General features: G+C 50.1%; 15 protein-coding genes. 9 read left to right on the forward strand and 6 right to left on the reverse strand.

Translation table 11 applies throughout. From position 1 onward, the window contains the following. The first annotated feature begins 55 nt into the window (after positions 1 to 55). A complete protein-coding gene (locus UCI88_RS07690) occupies positions 56 to 388 on the forward strand; it encodes a LysM peptidoglycan-binding domain-containing protein (RefSeq protein ID WP_049917296.1) in 333 nt (110 codons plus the stop codon). On the opposite strand, the gene UCI88_RS07695 is transcribed toward UCI88_RS07690, so the two are convergent. After that, positions 385 to 1,404, reverse strand: coding sequence for a site-specific integrase (locus tag UCI88_RS07695; RefSeq protein WP_407944385.1), 1,020 nt, complete (start codon positions 1,402 to 1,404; stop codon positions 385 to 387). The two genes, UCI88_RS07690 and UCI88_RS07695, sit on opposite strands and share 4 nt — an antisense overlap. A gap of 337 nt (positions 1,405 to 1,741) precedes the next feature. On the opposite strand from UCI88_RS07695, the gene UCI88_RS07700 reads away from it, so the two are divergent. Then, positions 1,742 to 2,551 carry a TIGR00730 family Rossman fold protein gene (locus UCI88_RS07700; protein ID WP_330024161.1) on the forward strand — a complete coding sequence of 270 codons (810 nt, stop codon included), beginning with the start codon at positions 1,742 to 1,744 and terminating at the stop codon, positions 2,549 to 2,551. Positions 2,552 to 2,564: 13 nt separating this feature from the next. Here the strand turns inward: UCI88_RS07700 and UCI88_RS07705 are convergent, their stop codons facing one another. After that, positions 2,565 to 3,929 (reverse strand): PhoH family protein, encoded by a 1,365-nt coding sequence (locus UCI88_RS07705; RefSeq protein ID WP_256179221.1) that lies wholly within the window; start codon positions 3,927 to 3,929, stop codon positions 2,565 to 2,567. 166 nt (positions 3,930 to 4,095) lie between these two features. On the opposite strand from UCI88_RS07705, the gene UCI88_RS07710 reads away from it, so the two are divergent. The 6 genes from UCI88_RS07710 to UCI88_RS07735 all read left to right on the forward strand — a co-directional run bounded on the left by UCI88_RS07710 (position 4,096) and on the right by UCI88_RS07735 (position 9,874). Further along, positions 4,096 to 4,755, forward strand: coding sequence for a GntR family transcriptional regulator (locus UCI88_RS07710; protein ID WP_256179219.1), 660 nt, complete (start codon positions 4,096 to 4,098; stop codon positions 4,753 to 4,755). A 127-nt stretch (positions 4,756 to 4,882) separates the two neighbouring features. Further along, entirely contained in the window at positions 4,883 to 5,779 is an 897-nt protein-coding gene (gene garR / locus UCI88_RS07715; RefSeq protein WP_081651701.1) for a 2-hydroxy-3-oxopropionate reductase, read from the forward strand. A gap of 12 nt (positions 5,780 to 5,791) precedes the next feature. Continuing rightward, entirely contained in the window at positions 5,792 to 7,213 is a 1,422-nt protein-coding gene (locus tag UCI88_RS07720) for a four-carbon acid sugar kinase family protein (RefSeq protein WP_302357227.1), read from the forward strand. A gap of 10 nt (positions 7,214 to 7,223) precedes the next feature. Continuing rightward, positions 7,224 to 8,069: a class II fructose-bisphosphate aldolase gene (locus tag UCI88_RS07725; RefSeq protein ID WP_044503751.1), complete on the forward strand. Its 846-nt coding sequence runs from the start codon at positions 7,224 to 7,226 to the stop codon at positions 8,067 to 8,069. Positions 8,070 to 8,081: 12 nt separating this feature from the next. Then, on the forward strand, positions 8,082 to 9,416 hold the full coding sequence (locus tag UCI88_RS07730; RefSeq protein WP_044503752.1) for a GntT/GntP/DsdX family permease: 1,335 nt from the start codon (positions 8,082 to 8,084) through the stop codon (positions 9,414 to 9,416). A gap of 101 nt (positions 9,417 to 9,517) precedes the next feature. Further along, entirely contained in the window at positions 9,518 to 9,874 is a 357-nt protein-coding gene (locus UCI88_RS07735) for a PTS glucitol/sorbitol transporter subunit IIA (RefSeq protein ID WP_044503753.1), read from the forward strand. Positions 9,875 to 9,990: 116 nt separating this feature from the next. Here the strand turns inward: UCI88_RS07735 and UCI88_RS07740 are convergent, their stop codons facing one another. The 4 genes from UCI88_RS07740 to UCI88_RS07755 all read right to left on the reverse strand — a co-directional run bounded on the left by UCI88_RS07740 (position 9,991) and on the right by UCI88_RS07755 (position 15,118). Next, positions 9,991 to 11,769 (reverse strand): adenine deaminase C-terminal domain-containing protein, encoded by a 1,779-nt coding sequence (locus UCI88_RS07740; protein ID WP_330024162.1) that lies wholly within the window; start codon positions 11,767 to 11,769, stop codon positions 9,991 to 9,993. Positions 11,770 to 11,781: 12 nt separating this feature from the next. Continuing rightward, positions 11,782 to 13,113, reverse strand: coding sequence for an NCS2 family permease (locus UCI88_RS07745; RefSeq protein WP_044503755.1), 1,332 nt, complete (start codon positions 13,111 to 13,113; stop codon positions 11,782 to 11,784). 391 nt (positions 13,114 to 13,504) lie between these two features. Continuing rightward, a complete protein-coding gene (locus UCI88_RS07750) occupies positions 13,505 to 14,344 on the reverse strand; it encodes a LemA family protein (protein WP_330024163.1) in 840 nt (279 codons plus the stop codon). A 9-nt stretch (positions 14,345 to 14,353) separates the two neighbouring features. After that, complete coding sequence (locus tag UCI88_RS07755) at positions 14,354 to 15,118, reverse strand: hypothetical protein (RefSeq protein WP_330024164.1); 765 nt, start codon at positions 15,116 to 15,118, stop codon at positions 14,354 to 14,356. Positions 15,119 to 15,359: 241 nt separating this feature from the next. On the opposite strand from UCI88_RS07755, the gene UCI88_RS07760 reads away from it, so the two are divergent. After that, a complete protein-coding gene (locus UCI88_RS07760; RefSeq protein ID WP_330024165.1) occupies positions 15,360 to 15,650 on the forward strand; it encodes a YciI family protein in 291 nt (96 codons plus the stop codon). Positions 15,651 to 15,963: the final 313 nt, after the last annotated feature.

Below are 15,963 nucleotides of genomic sequence, written 5' to 3' on the forward strand. Positions count from 1 at the left end.
GGTGTCGACGAACACTTGTTCTTAGAACGTTCGTTTTTACTTAGGAGTGATAACCATGAGAAGAAGACGAAAAGGGAGAGGCCCGTTACTAAAATATGTCGCCTTGATTGGCCTGGCTATCTTTATGTGCACCCAAATCGGCTGGAGCTATCAGCCTTCACAGGAATACGTTTCCGTTCGCGTTGAACCGGGGCAGACCGTTTGGCAGCTGGCGTCGGTCGTCGTCGATGAAGATACGGATGTACGTCAGGTCATCCAGTCCATCCTCGATGAAAATAAACTGACCGGCGATCGTGCCATCCAGCCCGGTCAAGTCCTGCGCCTGCCTGTCGCTTCCGGCAAGGCCGGCCATGTGCGGCAAGTCTTGGCTGCACAGCTGGTCCCTTAAGACTTATCTTCGGTAATCTTTAAAATCGGACTGTCGACGAGGCGGTCGGCTTCGTCGATATAGCGGCGGACGATGGCCTGTGACTTATGACGGGTCTGGCGCATGATCTGCCGTTCCTCGACGTGGTGCTGGGCGGCCGATGTGGCAAAGCCGTGGCGCAGGCTGTGGGCCCCGTAATCATCGGGGTTCATGCCCATGAGTTCGGCATAGTGCTTGACGATGAGGGCAATGGCCTTATCGGAGATCCGCGTCTTGCGGATATGGTGTCCTTTGGTCAGACCGCGAAAGACGGGACCCGTCGTGATGCCGCTCATGTCGAGCCAATTCTTTAACGCCGTGACGGCGCAGAGATTCGTATCCTTTACCATGGGGATGGCGATCATCTGGCCCTGGTCGAATTGGTCGGTCTTCGATTTGCGCAGGGTGATTAAAAGACCCAGGCGGGTGAATTTTAAATCTTCGACGTCGATGCCGGCCAATTCCGACCGGCGCAGGGCCCCATAGAATCCGACCAGCAAGATGGCCCGGTCCCGAATCTGTTGGATGTCCTTGCCTTCGAGGAAGGTCAGCATTTCTTTGATGTCGTCGAAGAGGACCGGTGCCTTACCGTGCTGAATGGTGCCCTTCATGCGCTTGATACCGCGCAGGGCGTTGCGGACGATGGGAAAGCGGCAGGGATTGTCTTTGACACCGGCGGCATCGAAATTTTCCGTGAGGGCACTGATGCGTCGGGCAATGGTGTTGGCCTTGGCATTGTCAGCCAGGTCGTTGATATAGTTTACAATCGTTTCCGGTTCCGCCGGAAAGGACGACAAATCATGGTAGGCACACCAGTCGCAGAAGTCATTCCAGTCCGAGCGATAGGCGTCGACCGTATTGGCCGCCCGGGCCGTATACAGGCTTTGGCGGGATTTATGAGATAATTTGTCGTTGTTGGCAATGGTGTCGCTGCGGCCGATAAAAAAATTCGGCGCATCCGTTTCTCTGGGCAAGGTACAGGCTCCTTTCGTTTTCACAGTCATATAGATACAGAAAAAGGCGTTTCGCAAGAATATTCTTGTGAATACGCCTTTTTACGTATACCTCGATGGGTGAAGCTTCTTCTATGAACCGCCTGTCGGCTTCAACATCAGCCCGCTGTCGGATCGGATATCCTGAGGGCGATGATCTCGCGAAAGGGATTTTTTCCCTTTGACGGGAATTTCTTTGGCAGATCAGTCGGCAGGACAGCTGCGGTTTTTTCCAGACATTTATCCGTCGGAATACTTCTCACATATGCTATAATAGATAGTATTATTGTAGCATACAATGGCCAGAAGAGCCATGACATCCAGCGGAAAGAAGGGAAGTACGATGAATATTACAGTCTACCTCGGCGCCAGCCGGGGAAACGATCCCAGTTATGAAGCCTGCGCCTCGGCCTTGGGAGCTTGGATTGCCGACCACGGCCATACTTTGATTTACGGCGGCAGCCGAACGGGGCTCATGGGAGCCTTGTCTGCCGGAGCCCTAAAAAAGGGCGGCACCGTTATCGGCGTAGAGCCTCAGGAATTTATCGATACGGCGCTCCAACAGGAGGGCCTGACAGAACTCATCGTCACGCCGGACATGGCTTCGCGAAAAGCGAAGATGATGGAATTAGGAGACCTCTTCCTGGCCTTTCCCGGAGGATTCGGCACGCTGGAAGAAATCAGTCAGGTCATGAGTGAAGTAAAGCTCGGTCACCTCAAAGGACGCTTCGCCTTCCTCGATTTCAATGGCTACTATCAGCCCATGAAGGCTTTCTTAGAAGCGATGGTTGACCAAGGATTTGTCGATGCCAAATGGGTGAAGGCAGCCGCTTTTTTGCCGTCTTTGGGAGCTCTCAGTGCCTTTGTAGCCGGCCGGGAACTGCCAAAACCGGGGGAAACGTGGCGTCACTTTAAGCAGAAGCGGTACCGTATCATCGGCCTTGCCGACGATGCTGCAACGAAGGAAACGTACGTCGTCTATAAGACCTTGTACGGCGAATACCGCGATTTCATCCGTCCCTTAGACATGTTCCTCAGCGAAGTCGATCACGAAAAGTATCCCGACGTCCGCCAGCACTGGCGCTTTGAAAAAGAAACGGGCGGCTGCTGCTCGTGGAATCCGGCGATATCCCAACAGTATCTGAAACCGTAATCGTTACAAAAATCTATAAGCGTTGAACGGCGTCCAGGGCTAAAGGCGACCGTTCGCATTCGTCAGCTCGCATGGTCAATTGATAGCATAAGGGGCTGCCCTTCATCTTACCGGCGGCATAGGTCAAGCCGTTCGTCCGTTCATCCAGGAAGGGGCGGTCAATCTGATTGGGGTCGCCGACGAGAATGATCTTCGTGCCCTTGCCGGCCCGGGTGATGATGCCTTTTACCTGATTTGGCGTCATGTTCTGCGCTTCGTCGATGATGAGATACGTCTTTTCCAAGGAACGGCCGCGGATGAAGTTCAAGGCTTCGGTCTGGATGACGTGGCGGTCGAAGATTTCTTCAATCTTTTCGGCCAGTTCCCGTTCATTTTCATAGCGTTCGGCTTCATTGCTGTCGATGAGCTGCTCCAAGTTGTCGATAATGGGGCGCATGAGGGGCGAAATCTTTTCCTGTTCATCGCCGGGCAAAAAGCCGATATCCGAATCGAACTGGGCGTTCGGCCGGCAGATGAGGATGCGCCGGTATTCACCCGTCGGATGGTTGATGATTTTTTCAAGGCCTACGGCCAACGAGTAGAATGTCTTGGCCGTGCCGGCTTGACCTTTGATGATGACCAACGGCGCTTCTTCCGCCGACTGCATCAAGGCTTCCTGCATAAAATACTGGCCGGCATTTCGCGGCTTGATGCCGTAGGGGGAAACGCGGCTGTAGGTCAGGGGGATGACGCGCCCTTTATGGACTCGGCCTAAATGGGTCTTACGAAGGGAAGCGTCGGCTTGTAAGATGATGAATTCATTTTCCTGTACCGTCACGTCGTAGCGTTGGGCGTTGGCGTCGATTTGGTAGAGACGGTCGGCATCGATGCCTTCTTCTAAAAAGGCATCGAAGTCGCTTTCCGGGACATAGCAGGTTTGACGGCCCGTATAGCCGTTCTTTTCGGGCAGTACCTGTTCTGTACTGAAATCCTGAGCTTCAATGTTCAGCACCTGGGCTTTGAGCCGCAGCACCAAGTCTTTGGTAACCAAAATGGGCTGGCAGCTTTGCAGGTGGCAGCAGACTTTGAGAATTCGGTTATCGGCCTGATCGTCAGGCAGCGATTCCGGCAGCGCCTCGTGGACGCAGTTAATCTCGATACGTACCATGCCGCCGTTATCAAGGGCAACGCCGTCCAGTAAATTGCCGCGGAGCCTTAAACGTTCCAAAAAGCGGATGGCTTGCCGGGCATTGAACCCGCGTTCACCATCCGCTTTTTTCAGTCCATCCAATTCTTCCACGACAACCAGGGGAATAACGACATGATTATCTTCAAAACACTGCATAGCATACGGAGCCTGAATCAAGACATTCGTATCGAGCACATAAGTCTTTGCCATAAAAATCCCACCTTTTAGTCTATTTTTTACAGCATACCAAAGGAACATATAGAACATGTAAAGCACTGGAAAAATTCAATGTAAAACAATTGAAATCTTCTTGACTTTTTTTTACGTTAGTAGTATGCTACATACAAGATACGAGTTACCGACGAAGGAGTTCATCATGTTAAAAAAAGTATCGTATAAAGATCAAATCTATCAATACTTAAAAGAAGCAATTGTAAAGGGTGAGTTATTGCCCGGTGAAGTTTATTCTGAAAAACAATTTGCCGACAAGTTGAACGTATCCCGCACGCCGGTACGCGAAGCTGTTTTACAGCTGAAGAATGATGACCTCATTGAAATCTTCAATAATCGTGGATTTGGTGTAAAAGCAACATCTCCCGATGACTTGCGGCAAATTTTACAGGCCCGTTTGGCTATTGAAGGTTACGCGGTGCTGTGTCTTGCCAATCACCCCCATGACAAGCGATGGCAGGAGACTGTCACTGCATTGATTGAATGTCAAAAGACAGAAGCCGGATATTCTGATGACGATGAATCCCATTATGAATTCATGAAGGCTGATATCCAGTTCCATCATTTAATTGTAGATTTTCCGCAGAATGCCTATTTAACTCGTATGGCGAATCTCATGCGTACGAAAATCGAATTGGCGACGGTTCATTCCCTTCGAAGTACACATCGCCATGGGAAGGCTTATGAGGAACATCAGCAAATCTTAGATGCTATCTTGACCGGTGACAGCGATAGGGCGGCATCTGCCTTTCGAAAGCATATGGAAGAGACGGCCATTGTACTAGGGGCGAAAGGCTCCTTATAGAAGTACGGCGCAGGATTCCTGCGTTTTACTTTTACTTTAAGTAGTATGCTACGCACTACTAAGTGCGTAATTATTTTTAATGCAAGTAGTATGTTACATGGTACTTAATTTTCAGGAGGTAATTATAATGAAAAAAATCGGATTTATTGGCTTAGGTATTATGGGAAAACCGATGGTAAAGAATTTGCTGAAAGCTGGTTTTGAAGTCACAGCCTACGATATCCTTCCGGCTGCCGTTCAAGAAATGGCAGAAGCCGGAGCCATTGCCGGGACGTCTCCCAAACAGGCAGCACAGGGAAAAGACGTTGTCATTACTATGGTTCCCAGTGGTCCTATCGTTCGCTCCCTTTTAGAAGGGGAAGACGGGGTGTTGGCCGGTATTCCCGAAGGCGCCGTCATTGTCGATATGAGCTCGGTTACGGCTATTGAATCTCAGGAATTTGCCAAGCTTGCTGAAAGCAAGGGATGCCACTTTTTAGATGCACCGGTCAGCGGCGGTGAACCGGGGGCCGTCGCCGGCACCTTGGCTATTATGATTGGCGGCAAACAGGAAGTCGTCGACAAAGTCCATGATGTATTTGAAGCCATGGGTTCTTCGATTACCTTGATTGGCCCTAATGGCAGCGGTTCCATTGCGAAACTGGCAAACCAGGTTATCGTCAATCTGAATATCGCGGCGGTATCGGAAGCCCTTATTCTGGCAACAAAAGCCGGAGCCGATCCGAAAAAAGTGTATGAAGCCATTCGCGGCGGTTTGGCCGGCAGTGCCGTTCTTGATGCCAAAGCTCCGATGATGTACAGCCGTAACTTTAAACCGGGCGGACCGATTCGCATCAACTTAAAAGATATCAATAATGTTATGGCTACGGCCAACGGGTTAGACTTACCGCTCATCCTGACCAGCAGCCTGCAGCAAATCATGAACAGTCTGAAATCTACCGGTCATTTGATGGACGACCACAGCGGTATTGTTCAATTCTACGAAAATATTTCCGGCGTTATTGTTAAAACGAACGAGGAATAAGGAGAAATCATCATGAGCATATTAAAAACGGAACTTTTTGCCCGGATTCCCAATGGCAATCCTGAACAAGTAAAAAAATTATTAGCCGATGAAATGAAAGATTTCAATAAGAAAATCATCGTCCTTGACGATGATCCGACGGGGGTACAAACGGTTAACGGCATTCATGTATATACTGATTGGTCCCCGGAAAGCATTGCCGACGGCTTTGCAGAAGATAATTCGATATTCTTTATCTTGACCAATTCACGTGCTTTCTCAGCAGCTCATACACAAGAAGTCCATCAGATCATTGCTGAACGGATTGTAGCTGAAGCGAAAAAAACAGGAAAAGACTTCATGATTATCAGCCGCAGTGATTCAACCCTGCGCGGCCACTATCCCTTAGAAACAGATACCCTTCGTAAGACCTTGGAAGGCGAACATAATGGCCTTATCGACGGCGAAGTCTTAATGCCTTTCTTCAAAGAAGGGGGCCGCTTCACCATCGGCAACATCCATTATGTCCAAGAAGGGGACAATCTGGTTCCTGCCGGTGATACGGAATTTGCTAAGGATAAGACCTTTGGTTATACGGCTTCTGAAATGGGTGCCTATATTGAAGAAAAAACGAAAGGCTTATATAAGGCTTCCGATACGACGTATATTTCCTTAGATGATTTACGAAATCTCCGCGTCGATGCAATCGAAAAACAGTTGATGGAAGTAAAAGACTTCAACAAAGTCATCGTCAACGCTGTCGATTACGAAGATGTACAAGTCTTTGCCATCGCCATGATTCGGGCCCTGAAAGCCGGTAAAAACTTCCTATTCCGTACGGCAGCTGCCTGGCCTAAAGTTATCGGCAATGTTCCCGATAAAGCCCTTCTCCAAAAAGAAGAACTTATTGTAAAAGGAAATACCAATGGCGGGTTAATCATTATCGGCTCCCATGTCAAGAAGACGACGGATCAATTGAATGAATTAAAGACCTGCGAACAGGTAAAATTCATCGAATTCAATCACCTCTTGGTATTGGAACCGGAAAAACTGGAATCCGAATTACAGCGCATCGTAAAGACGACAGAAGAAGCCATCAAGCAAGGTACGACCGTTGCCGTCTATACGGGGCGGAAACGCTTCGATGCCGGGTCGGAAGAAGAATCCTTACGGATTTCTGTTAAAATTTCCGAAGCCATTACCAGCATTGTCCATCGCCTCTCCGTTCAGCCGGCTTTCTTGATCGCCAAAGGCGGCATCACCTCCAGTGACGTCGGTACCAAAGGCCTTAGTGTAAAAAAAGCCCTGGTTTTGGGACAGGTTTCGCCGGGGATTCCCGTTTGGAAAACAGGGGCAGAAGCCAAATTCCCCAATATGGCGTACATTATCTTCCCGGGGAACGTCGGTGCCGTAACGACGCTGCGGGACGTCGTATCCATGTTAAGTAAGAGATAGGTGACGCACGATGCTGATTAACTTACGAACGATGTTGAAAGCGGCCTCGGCAAAGAAAATGGCTGTCGGAGCCTTCAATGTTTACAATGTAGAATCGTTACAAGCCGTATTGGCAGCGACCAAAGCCTCAAATCATGCCGTTATCCTTTCTTTTGGCGAAAAATACGACCAACATATGCCGATAGAAGCCATGGCTGAATTAGTGAAGTTTTATGGTCATACCTCAAGTCAACCCATCGTGCTTCATTTAGATCACTGCAAACAGGAAAGCAATGTCATTCGTGCTATTCGGGCAGGATTTACGTCTATCATGTATGACGGATCGCATCTTCCTGTCGCCGAAAATGCATCCCGAAGCGCCGAAATTGTTCGGATTTCCCACGCCGTCCATGTCAGCGTTGAAGGAGAGCTGGGGTACTTAAATGAGGAAACGGGACAGGGGCCGGTCGGAAATGAAGATACCCATACTCAAGTCCGGGATGTGGCAGCTTATACTGCCGCATCCGGAGTTGATGCCGTCGCCATCGCCATCGGCAACGCTCATGGCATCTATAAGGGCACGCCGAAGCTCGACTTCCAGCGGCTGGCAGACATTGCACAGGCCGTCACGACGCCTTTGGTACTGCATGGCAGTTCCGGTATTCCTAAAGAAGACTTGCAAAAAGCTATTCGACTTGGCATTCGCAAAGTTAATATCAACACGGAAGTATCGACAGCCGGTGTGAAGGCCGCCAGAGCCTTCTTGGCTGAACATATGAATGAAAACACACGTTTTGAAGAGGTAACCAAAGCGGCCGAACAAACAATGACCAAAGTAGTAGCCTCTTATTTACCTTGGCTTGATTTATCTGAATAGGGGGGACGTATTGTGGACCTTATTTTCTTAGTCGGAACCTTGTTGGCTGCCATTATATTGGTCGTCGTTTTAATCATGAGGCTTCATTTACATGCCTTTGTCAGCCTCGTCATCGCTTGCTTCTTCGTCGGCTTTGTAACCGGTATGCCGCTGCTGCAAATTTGTAAATCTATTGAGGCCGGCATGGGAAGTACGCTCGGCTTTTTAGCTACTGTATTGGGCTTTGGCAGTATTTTAGGGAAAATGCTGGAAACGTCCGGCGGGGCCGAACGGCTGGCTCGGACCCTTATCAACCGCTTTGGTAAGAAAAAAGCCAATTGGGCCATGATGTTTGTCGGCTTAATTACCGGGATTCCCGTATTCTTCCAAGTTGGCTTTGTCTTGTTGATTCCATTAGTCATTAGTGTCGCTCGGGCCACGGGCTTATCGATCATTGCCATTGGGGTCCCCATCGGCGTGTCCCTGCAGGTTGTCCACTGCATGCTGCCGCCTCATCCGGCTGCCATGGCCATCGTAGACACTTTAGGAGCCGATGTCGGCAAGGTTATTTTACTGGGCCTTTTGATTTGTACCATCTGCGCAGCTGTCGGCGGTCCCATTTGGACCAGCCTCATTCATAAGCGAATTTCGTCGGATATGGACTCGGTCCGCGAAACGTATGATGAAGTTCCTGACAGTGAACTGCCTAACTTTGGCATTACCCTGTTGACCATACTCTTACCGATGATTATCATGGTTTCTAAAACGTTATTCGATCTTTCTCCGTGGAAGGGAACTGAAGCCAGTATGATTATCGACTTCATCGGCAATCCTATTACGGCACTCTTGATTTCTGCATTCTTTGCTTACTGGTCTTTGGGGCTTCACCGCGGGCGCATGATGAAAGAATTGTTGAAATTCACGGAACAGTCCTTCGGACCGGTTGCCGGTATCCTGCTGGTCATCGGGGCCGGCGGGGCTTTCAATCGAATCTTATTGGATAGCGGATTGGGAACTCAATTAGGTTCTATTCTCATGTCAATCCATATGAATCCTTTGATTTTAGCCTGGGTTGTTGCAGCTATCATGCGATTCTCTGTGGGTTCTGCTACGGTATCGATGATGACGTCTGCCGGTATTGTCTTGCCGCTGCTGCCGCAGTATCCCGGATTGGACCCGGCCATTGTTTGCCTGGCTGTCGGCTCCGGCGCCATTTGCTTCTCTCACGTTACGGACTCCGGTTTCTGGATTGTTAAGGAATACTTCGGCCTGACCGTAGAAGGGGCCTTAAAATCATATACCGTTGCGACTTGCCTCGCTTCTGTGACAGCTATCTTGCTAACGCTGGGAATATCTGTTATATTTTAAGGCATACAGCAAGGTGTTATTTGCTGAACCTCTGTTACCGATATGGTGGAAGGCTTAGGATCTCTATTCGTTTCTAAGCGATACAGAAAGGAGCTGCTATTATGAAATACGAAGCAAAAGTTACTGCGATTGGGGAATCGGTCCTGTCGTTTATGAAAATACGAAACAGCATTATTATCTTCGATAACGACGTTCCCTATGCCTATGAAAATATGGTCGTGTCCCATACGAAGAGTACCCTGACCCAGCCGATTGAAGTCGGCGATAAACTGCTCATTGCCGATGAAGAATATCAGGTCAGTGACGTCGGCTCAGAAGCTAATCAGACCTTGAAGGAACATGGCCACTGCACCCTTGTTTTCGGAGTCGGGATAAAAGCTGAAATGCCCGGCCAAATTGCCTTGGAGGGCAAAAGGGTTCCGCGTATTATGATCGGTGATATGATTATCTTTTTATAATCGCTAGTGCTTAAAAGAAACGTGTTATAAATGGAATCGCCCCCATGACGTAGTCGTTCTATGTCATGGGGGCGATTTTTGTATGGTGCTATAAATTTTGTCTTTCTGTCAAAGGATTATGGTTTCAGTTGTAAAATGGGGTCGAAGTAAGCAAGTTTCGTATAGTCGACATTGCCGCCGTCGGTGATGGCAAGGTCGGGAATGGCCGTAATGGGCAGGAAGGAGAGGTAGAATATGGGGTCCGGCAGGCGGCTGCCCAAGGTCTTGGCAGCTTCATCGAGTTCGTTTTCTTTCTGAGCCAAGTCTTCCGGCGTCATATCGGAGGCGATGCCGGCAATAGGCAGGGACAGGAAGGATACGATTTTCCCGTCGAGGACGACGACCTGTCCGCCGCCGTTTTCGATGAGGGTATTGGCTGCCAATGCCATATCTTCGTAGTTAGCGCCGGCGACGACGAGGTTATTGTCATCGGGAGCAGCCGTCGTGGCAATGGCACCTTTGGTGAGGGACCAGCCGGAAATGAAGCCTTTGGAGACGTTGCCGTTCTTACCATAGCGTTCGATGACCGAGACTAAGGCCACGTCTTTTTCGGCACTCGGGCGAACGATGCCGTCTCTGACCTCGAGTTCGACGTCACGGCGTTTGCGCATGAAGGGGCCGATGCTGTCGATGGTTTCGACGATGGCCGTGCCTTCTTGGAGGTCGACGTGATAAGCAAAGTCGAGAGGCTGCATTTTTTCGTGCTGTACCGTATGTAACAAGGCTGCATCGCGGAGGGGGACGGTGTAGGTGAAGACGTTTTTCTTGTTTTCAGTGATGACCATGCCCTTACTGATAACCGTTTCGACGGTAAAGGTCCCGGGCTGGTCGACGAGGAGGATGTCGGCATCTTTCCCCGGGGCGATGGAACCGACGCGGTCGTCGATTTCATAGGCTTCGGCGGCATTGATGGTGGCCATCTGGATAGCCGTCATCGGGGCGAGGCCGGCAGCGATGGCCAGGCGAACCATGTTGTCGATATGGCCGGTCTTTAAGATGCCGCGGGCGTGGACGTCATCCGAGCAAAAGCTGGTGTGGCGGGCAATACCCGGGGCCCCTTCAGTGATGGCCCGGACATTTTCCTTGAGGAACTTGGTGACCGCCGATTCGCGGATGATGGTGTGCATCCCTTTGCGGGCCTTTTCTAAAAATTCCTGATGGTCGTAGCTTTCATGGTCGACGCGGACGCCACTCATGAGGTATTCGTTAAGGTCCTTGCCGCGGGCCAGAGGGCTGCAGCCGAAGATGGGGCGATGGTATTTCTGGGCTAAGACCAAGGCTTCCAGCGTATCCGAATCCTTCGTCTGGACGGCTTCGCGGACGAGTTCCCAAATGCCGTAGCAGTTCGGATCCTGATGGTATTTAGCGTGGTCTTTGGCGGTGACATTGTAGGCGATGGTCGACACGGGAATGGTGTACGGTGTCTTATACGGCAGGGCCCAGAAGACCTTCAGCGGCGACGCTTCGATTTCTTCAAAAATCGGACCTAAGCCGTCGACACCGATGACGGAAATATATTCGTCAAGGCCGCTTACGATACTCGTCGTGCCGCAGGGGACGACGGCCTGAGCAAAGCGAGTCATGCTCATTTTACTGCATTCCACGTGGATATGGCAGTCGATGAGGCCCGGTGCCAGATATTTTCCCGTCCCGTCGACGGTTTTGGTGTCAGGTCCCATGTAATCGGAAATATCACTTTCGACGGCGACGATTTTTCCCTTATACATGGCGACGTCGGCTTTGTAGTATTCGCCGGTGTTGACGTTGATCAAGGTACCGCCGACGATGGCCAGGTCGGCCTTAATTTTGGCCGCGCCGGCATCGATGTAGTCGGATAATAATTCTTTTGTAAGCATGGACAGACCTCCTTAGAATTTAAGTATCGTCAAAGTATACAATAAGATGAGGAACAGGACGAACATGACCCAAATGAGGGGATTCAGTTCTTTCCGGCGGCCGGCAATGGTCATCAGAATCGGGTAGAAGAGGAAGCCGAAGGCGATGCCGTAGGAAATGTTAAAGGTCAGGGGCATGCCGATGATGACTAAGAAAGCCGGGAAGGCCGTCTCGAATTGATCCCAATGAATTTCGCGGAGGGACGACGTCATGAGGACGCCGATGATGATCAGGGCCGGTGCCGTGACCTGAGCCGTAACGACCGACAAGAGGGGCGAGAAAATCATGCTGAAGCCAAAGAGAATGGCGACGACAATGGCCGTAAGGCCCGTCCGGGCACCGACGGCGATACCGGCCGACGATTCGACGTAAGCTGCGGTCGGCGTCGTTCCCATGACAGCCCCGCCGAGCATGGACAGGGAATCGGCCATGAGGGCTTTCCCGATGCGGGGCATCTTGCCGTTTTGCATGATGCCGGCCTGCTGGGCAAGACCAATCAGGGTTCCGGCCGTATCGAAGAAGGCGACCAGAAAGAAGATGACGACGACGGCCCACATCTGCGGGTCGGTAACGATGGCGCCCATGTTGGCGACGCCGACGCCGAAGGTCGGTTCCAGGCTCGGAGCCATGGAAATGATGCTGTCCGGCAAGGGGATGAGATTAGTGACAAGGCCCAAAATAGCCGTCAGGACGATGCCGTAAAAAATCGCGCCGGGAACCTTTTTAGCCATGAGCATGGCCGTGACGAAGATACCGAAAATAGTCAGCCACGTCGTTGCGACCTTAAAGGAACCGATGGCGACCATCGACGACGGGTCGGCCATGACGATGCCGCCGCCTTGAAGGCCGACGAAGGAGATGAAGATGCCGATACCGGCAGCCATGGCGTACTTTAAGTCCTGAGGAATGGCGTCGATGATGATTTCACGCAGTTTGAATAAGGATACCAAGGTAAATAAGATGGATGCAATGAAGACGCCGCCCATGGCCTGCTGCCAGGGCATTCCCATAGCCAGGACGATGGAATAAGTGAAAAAGGCGTTGTCGCCCAGACCCGGGGCAATGGCGATGGGGTAGTTGGCCAAAAAGCCCATGAGCAGGCAGCCCATGATGGCCGATAAGGCTGTGGCCGTAAAGACGGCACCGGGATCCATGCCGGCATCGCCTAAGATGATGGGATTGACGAAGAGAATGTAAGCCATGGAGACGAAGGTCGTAAGACCTGCCAGGCATTCGCGACGCACCGTCGTATTATGTTCAGATAAATGGAATAATCGTTCTAAAAGTCCGTTTGCTTGGGACATGTGATTAAACCCTCCTTTGATAAAGAAATAGAATCGTTCCAACACAGGGATTCTCTCCGATGACGCAAAAAAAGCAGTTTCGGTTTTCCCTAAACATAAAATAAAAACCGTATTAAACAAAAAAAGAAATAGCCGAACATACGCCATTAGCGTACATAGCTATTTCTTTTGCCGAAGCCTCTAGCGCCACTAGAAGTCCTGTTATGGAATTGATTACCCGTTCATTATATCGATAACAGGCCTTATTGTCAATGAAAGTACAGGGCCGAACTTCATTGAAAAAGCCAGTCTCCCTAAGATATCGTCATCATCGGAAAATGGGCCGCTGAGAGCTTCCTCACAGTGTTTTTTGAACTCCTTACGGCCACTCGGTCAGTCCTCGTAAAGGGACTCAATCATCAGACTGAGCTTCGGTCAATATCGCCGTATCGGCAGGGTACTTGGCCTTGCACTGCGGATAGTTGCTGCACGTCCAGTAGTCCTTATGAGATAAGGTCCGTTTATGCAGGTAGCCCGTGCCGCAGGTCGGGCAGAGGCGGATGACCGGTTTTCCGTCGTCGTCGGTGAAATCGGCCTTGCATTTTGGGTTTTCGCAGCGCCAATAGGGACCGAATTTCCCTTTCCGTTGATGAATTTCAGACTGGCATTTGGGACAATGATAGACCGGTTCCGGCATAACCTCTTTGACCGGACTTTCGATGACCGGAGGCAGTGCGTCCGGAGCCGTCTTGATTTCGGAGGGACTGGCTTCAAGATCCTTTTCTTTTTGATTGTATTCGGCCGACTTAAAGCCAAAGAGGGGCGCCAGCAGGCAGTAGGGAATCTGACTGCGCAGGGTCTGATAGTTGCTGACAGCCTCATTATATTCCTGACGGCTCGCTTGAATCCGGAGCTCCAGCGCTCCGACGCTGTCCATGAGGGACAGGTAGGTCTGATTCGATTTCAGCTCCGGATAGGCGGCGGCCAAGGCCTGGAAATTAGCGTTTTGCCGAGACATGTTCGCCAGGCTGGCCTGAGTCAGGGTATTGCTTTCGCGCTGGCTGAACTGCTCGGCAATGACATAGAGGTGATAGAGCGTCGCTTCCCGTTGGGCCTTGTAGGTTGAAATATCGGCCAAGGCCTTGCGGACGGGCTCGCGCGTGCGGCCGAGGGTATTGTATATGTGAATCAAATAGCGAAGAATGAACAAGGCGATGAGGACTTCGCCGATGGTCTTCAAGATATCGAACATAGAAACCTCCTATTTATCTTCTATATTCCAGTCATAATGCTGCATGCTAAGCTCGGTGATGACGACGTCGTCCGGATCAAACTCAGGATGCTCTGTATAATCGACGGCCCGCGGGCGGCTGCGGTCAATCGTCTGGGGGAGTTTGTACGAAATAGAGAGGCTATAGCCCGAACGATCGCCTGTCGACCAGGAGTAGATGATGGTCTTGGCAAATTCATTGCCGTTGATCTGACCGTCCAAATATTGCGACCCCGTCGGCCCCTTGCCTAAGGCTTTGGTCATGTTGTCGGCGGCCAATTTAAAATCATCCAGACCTTCCTTCAGAATCGCTGCCGTATCCTCGGATTTCAATTTTTTGACGTCATCGGATTTCACGGTCCTCTTCAGCACGACGGAATAATTCCCTAGGGGGCGGCTCTTTTTAAAGTCGGCCATCAAAGCTTCGCGGTTCATGACGTAAGGGACCGTTTCGTGCTTTTCAGAACGGCCGTACGTATGGACGATGCCGATTTGGCCATTGTCGTAGGCTTCTAAAATACTCGGCAGCTTCCACATCTTGGTCTGTGTCGAGTTGTTATAATTCCAGCCGCTGACGCCGGAAAAATTCTGCTTAAATTCACTGTCCGACATGCCGAGGTACATCGTATAGACATTGGACGGGTTGCGGCTGATCACGTCGGTTTCCTTGGTCAAATCAAGGGCAAGGCCACTCATGGCCGTCACCGTGAGGATGCCCGTAAACAGGCCGGTACAAAGAACTTTCTTCCACTTCATTAAAACGCCTCCTTTAGAAAATCCCTATGGGAAATCGTCTGTATTGCCAAGGGCAATCTGTTTATCAGGTCTGAAAAAGAATCCATATGTTACAAATTCGACATGCGACATAAAAATCCTTCTCTCCGAAACTGACGAAAGATGTCAAAATTTTCTAAGCAACGCCTTGCCTGGACTAAACTCTATGCCGTAAGCTATAAGTATCAAAGGGTCTCAGTGACTGAAAAGGAGGTCATGCACCATGTTTATCATCAGCGAATATTTGAATCCGGAAAACATTCCTCAGGACCAGGCTGAATCTTTATTTCAGCAGCATGCGGAATGGTTCACCAAACATTTTAACCTTGGACATTTTGTCCTCGTCGGTCCTTACTTAGATATTCCTAAGGCCGGCGTCATGCTGTCTGCCTTGTCTTCACGAGAGGAACTCGAGGCCATCCTTGCCGAAGACGTGTTTGCTAAGGACGATATGGCTCGCTATGAAGTCCATGAATTTAAGGCCGCTATGGTATCGAAGATAACGGCCGAATAAAAAGTAGACGACTATCAATGCAATACGGACGATACATCGTATTGCCTGACAGCCCTGTTTCATCGTCATCAGTATGACGGTGGAGCAGGGCTTTTTTTGCAGAGGAGTATGAGAAGCCAAGGCAGATTCTTATGCCTAAGTCCTAGGGAATCTTCTGTATAACTTTCAGGCATGAATGAATTACACTTATGTTAATAATATATTATAATAATATTGTAAAGAAATATTAATTATGACAGAATTAGGACAATTAATATGTTATACTAAAATGAAGATTATACAAATATTCGCCTTTAACCAACACATATTATAC

It is taken from the genome of Megasphaera massiliensis, assembly GCF_036305205.1.
Taxonomy (GTDB): Bacteria; Bacillota; Negativicutes; order Veillonellales; family Megasphaeraceae; genus Megasphaera; species Megasphaera massiliensis.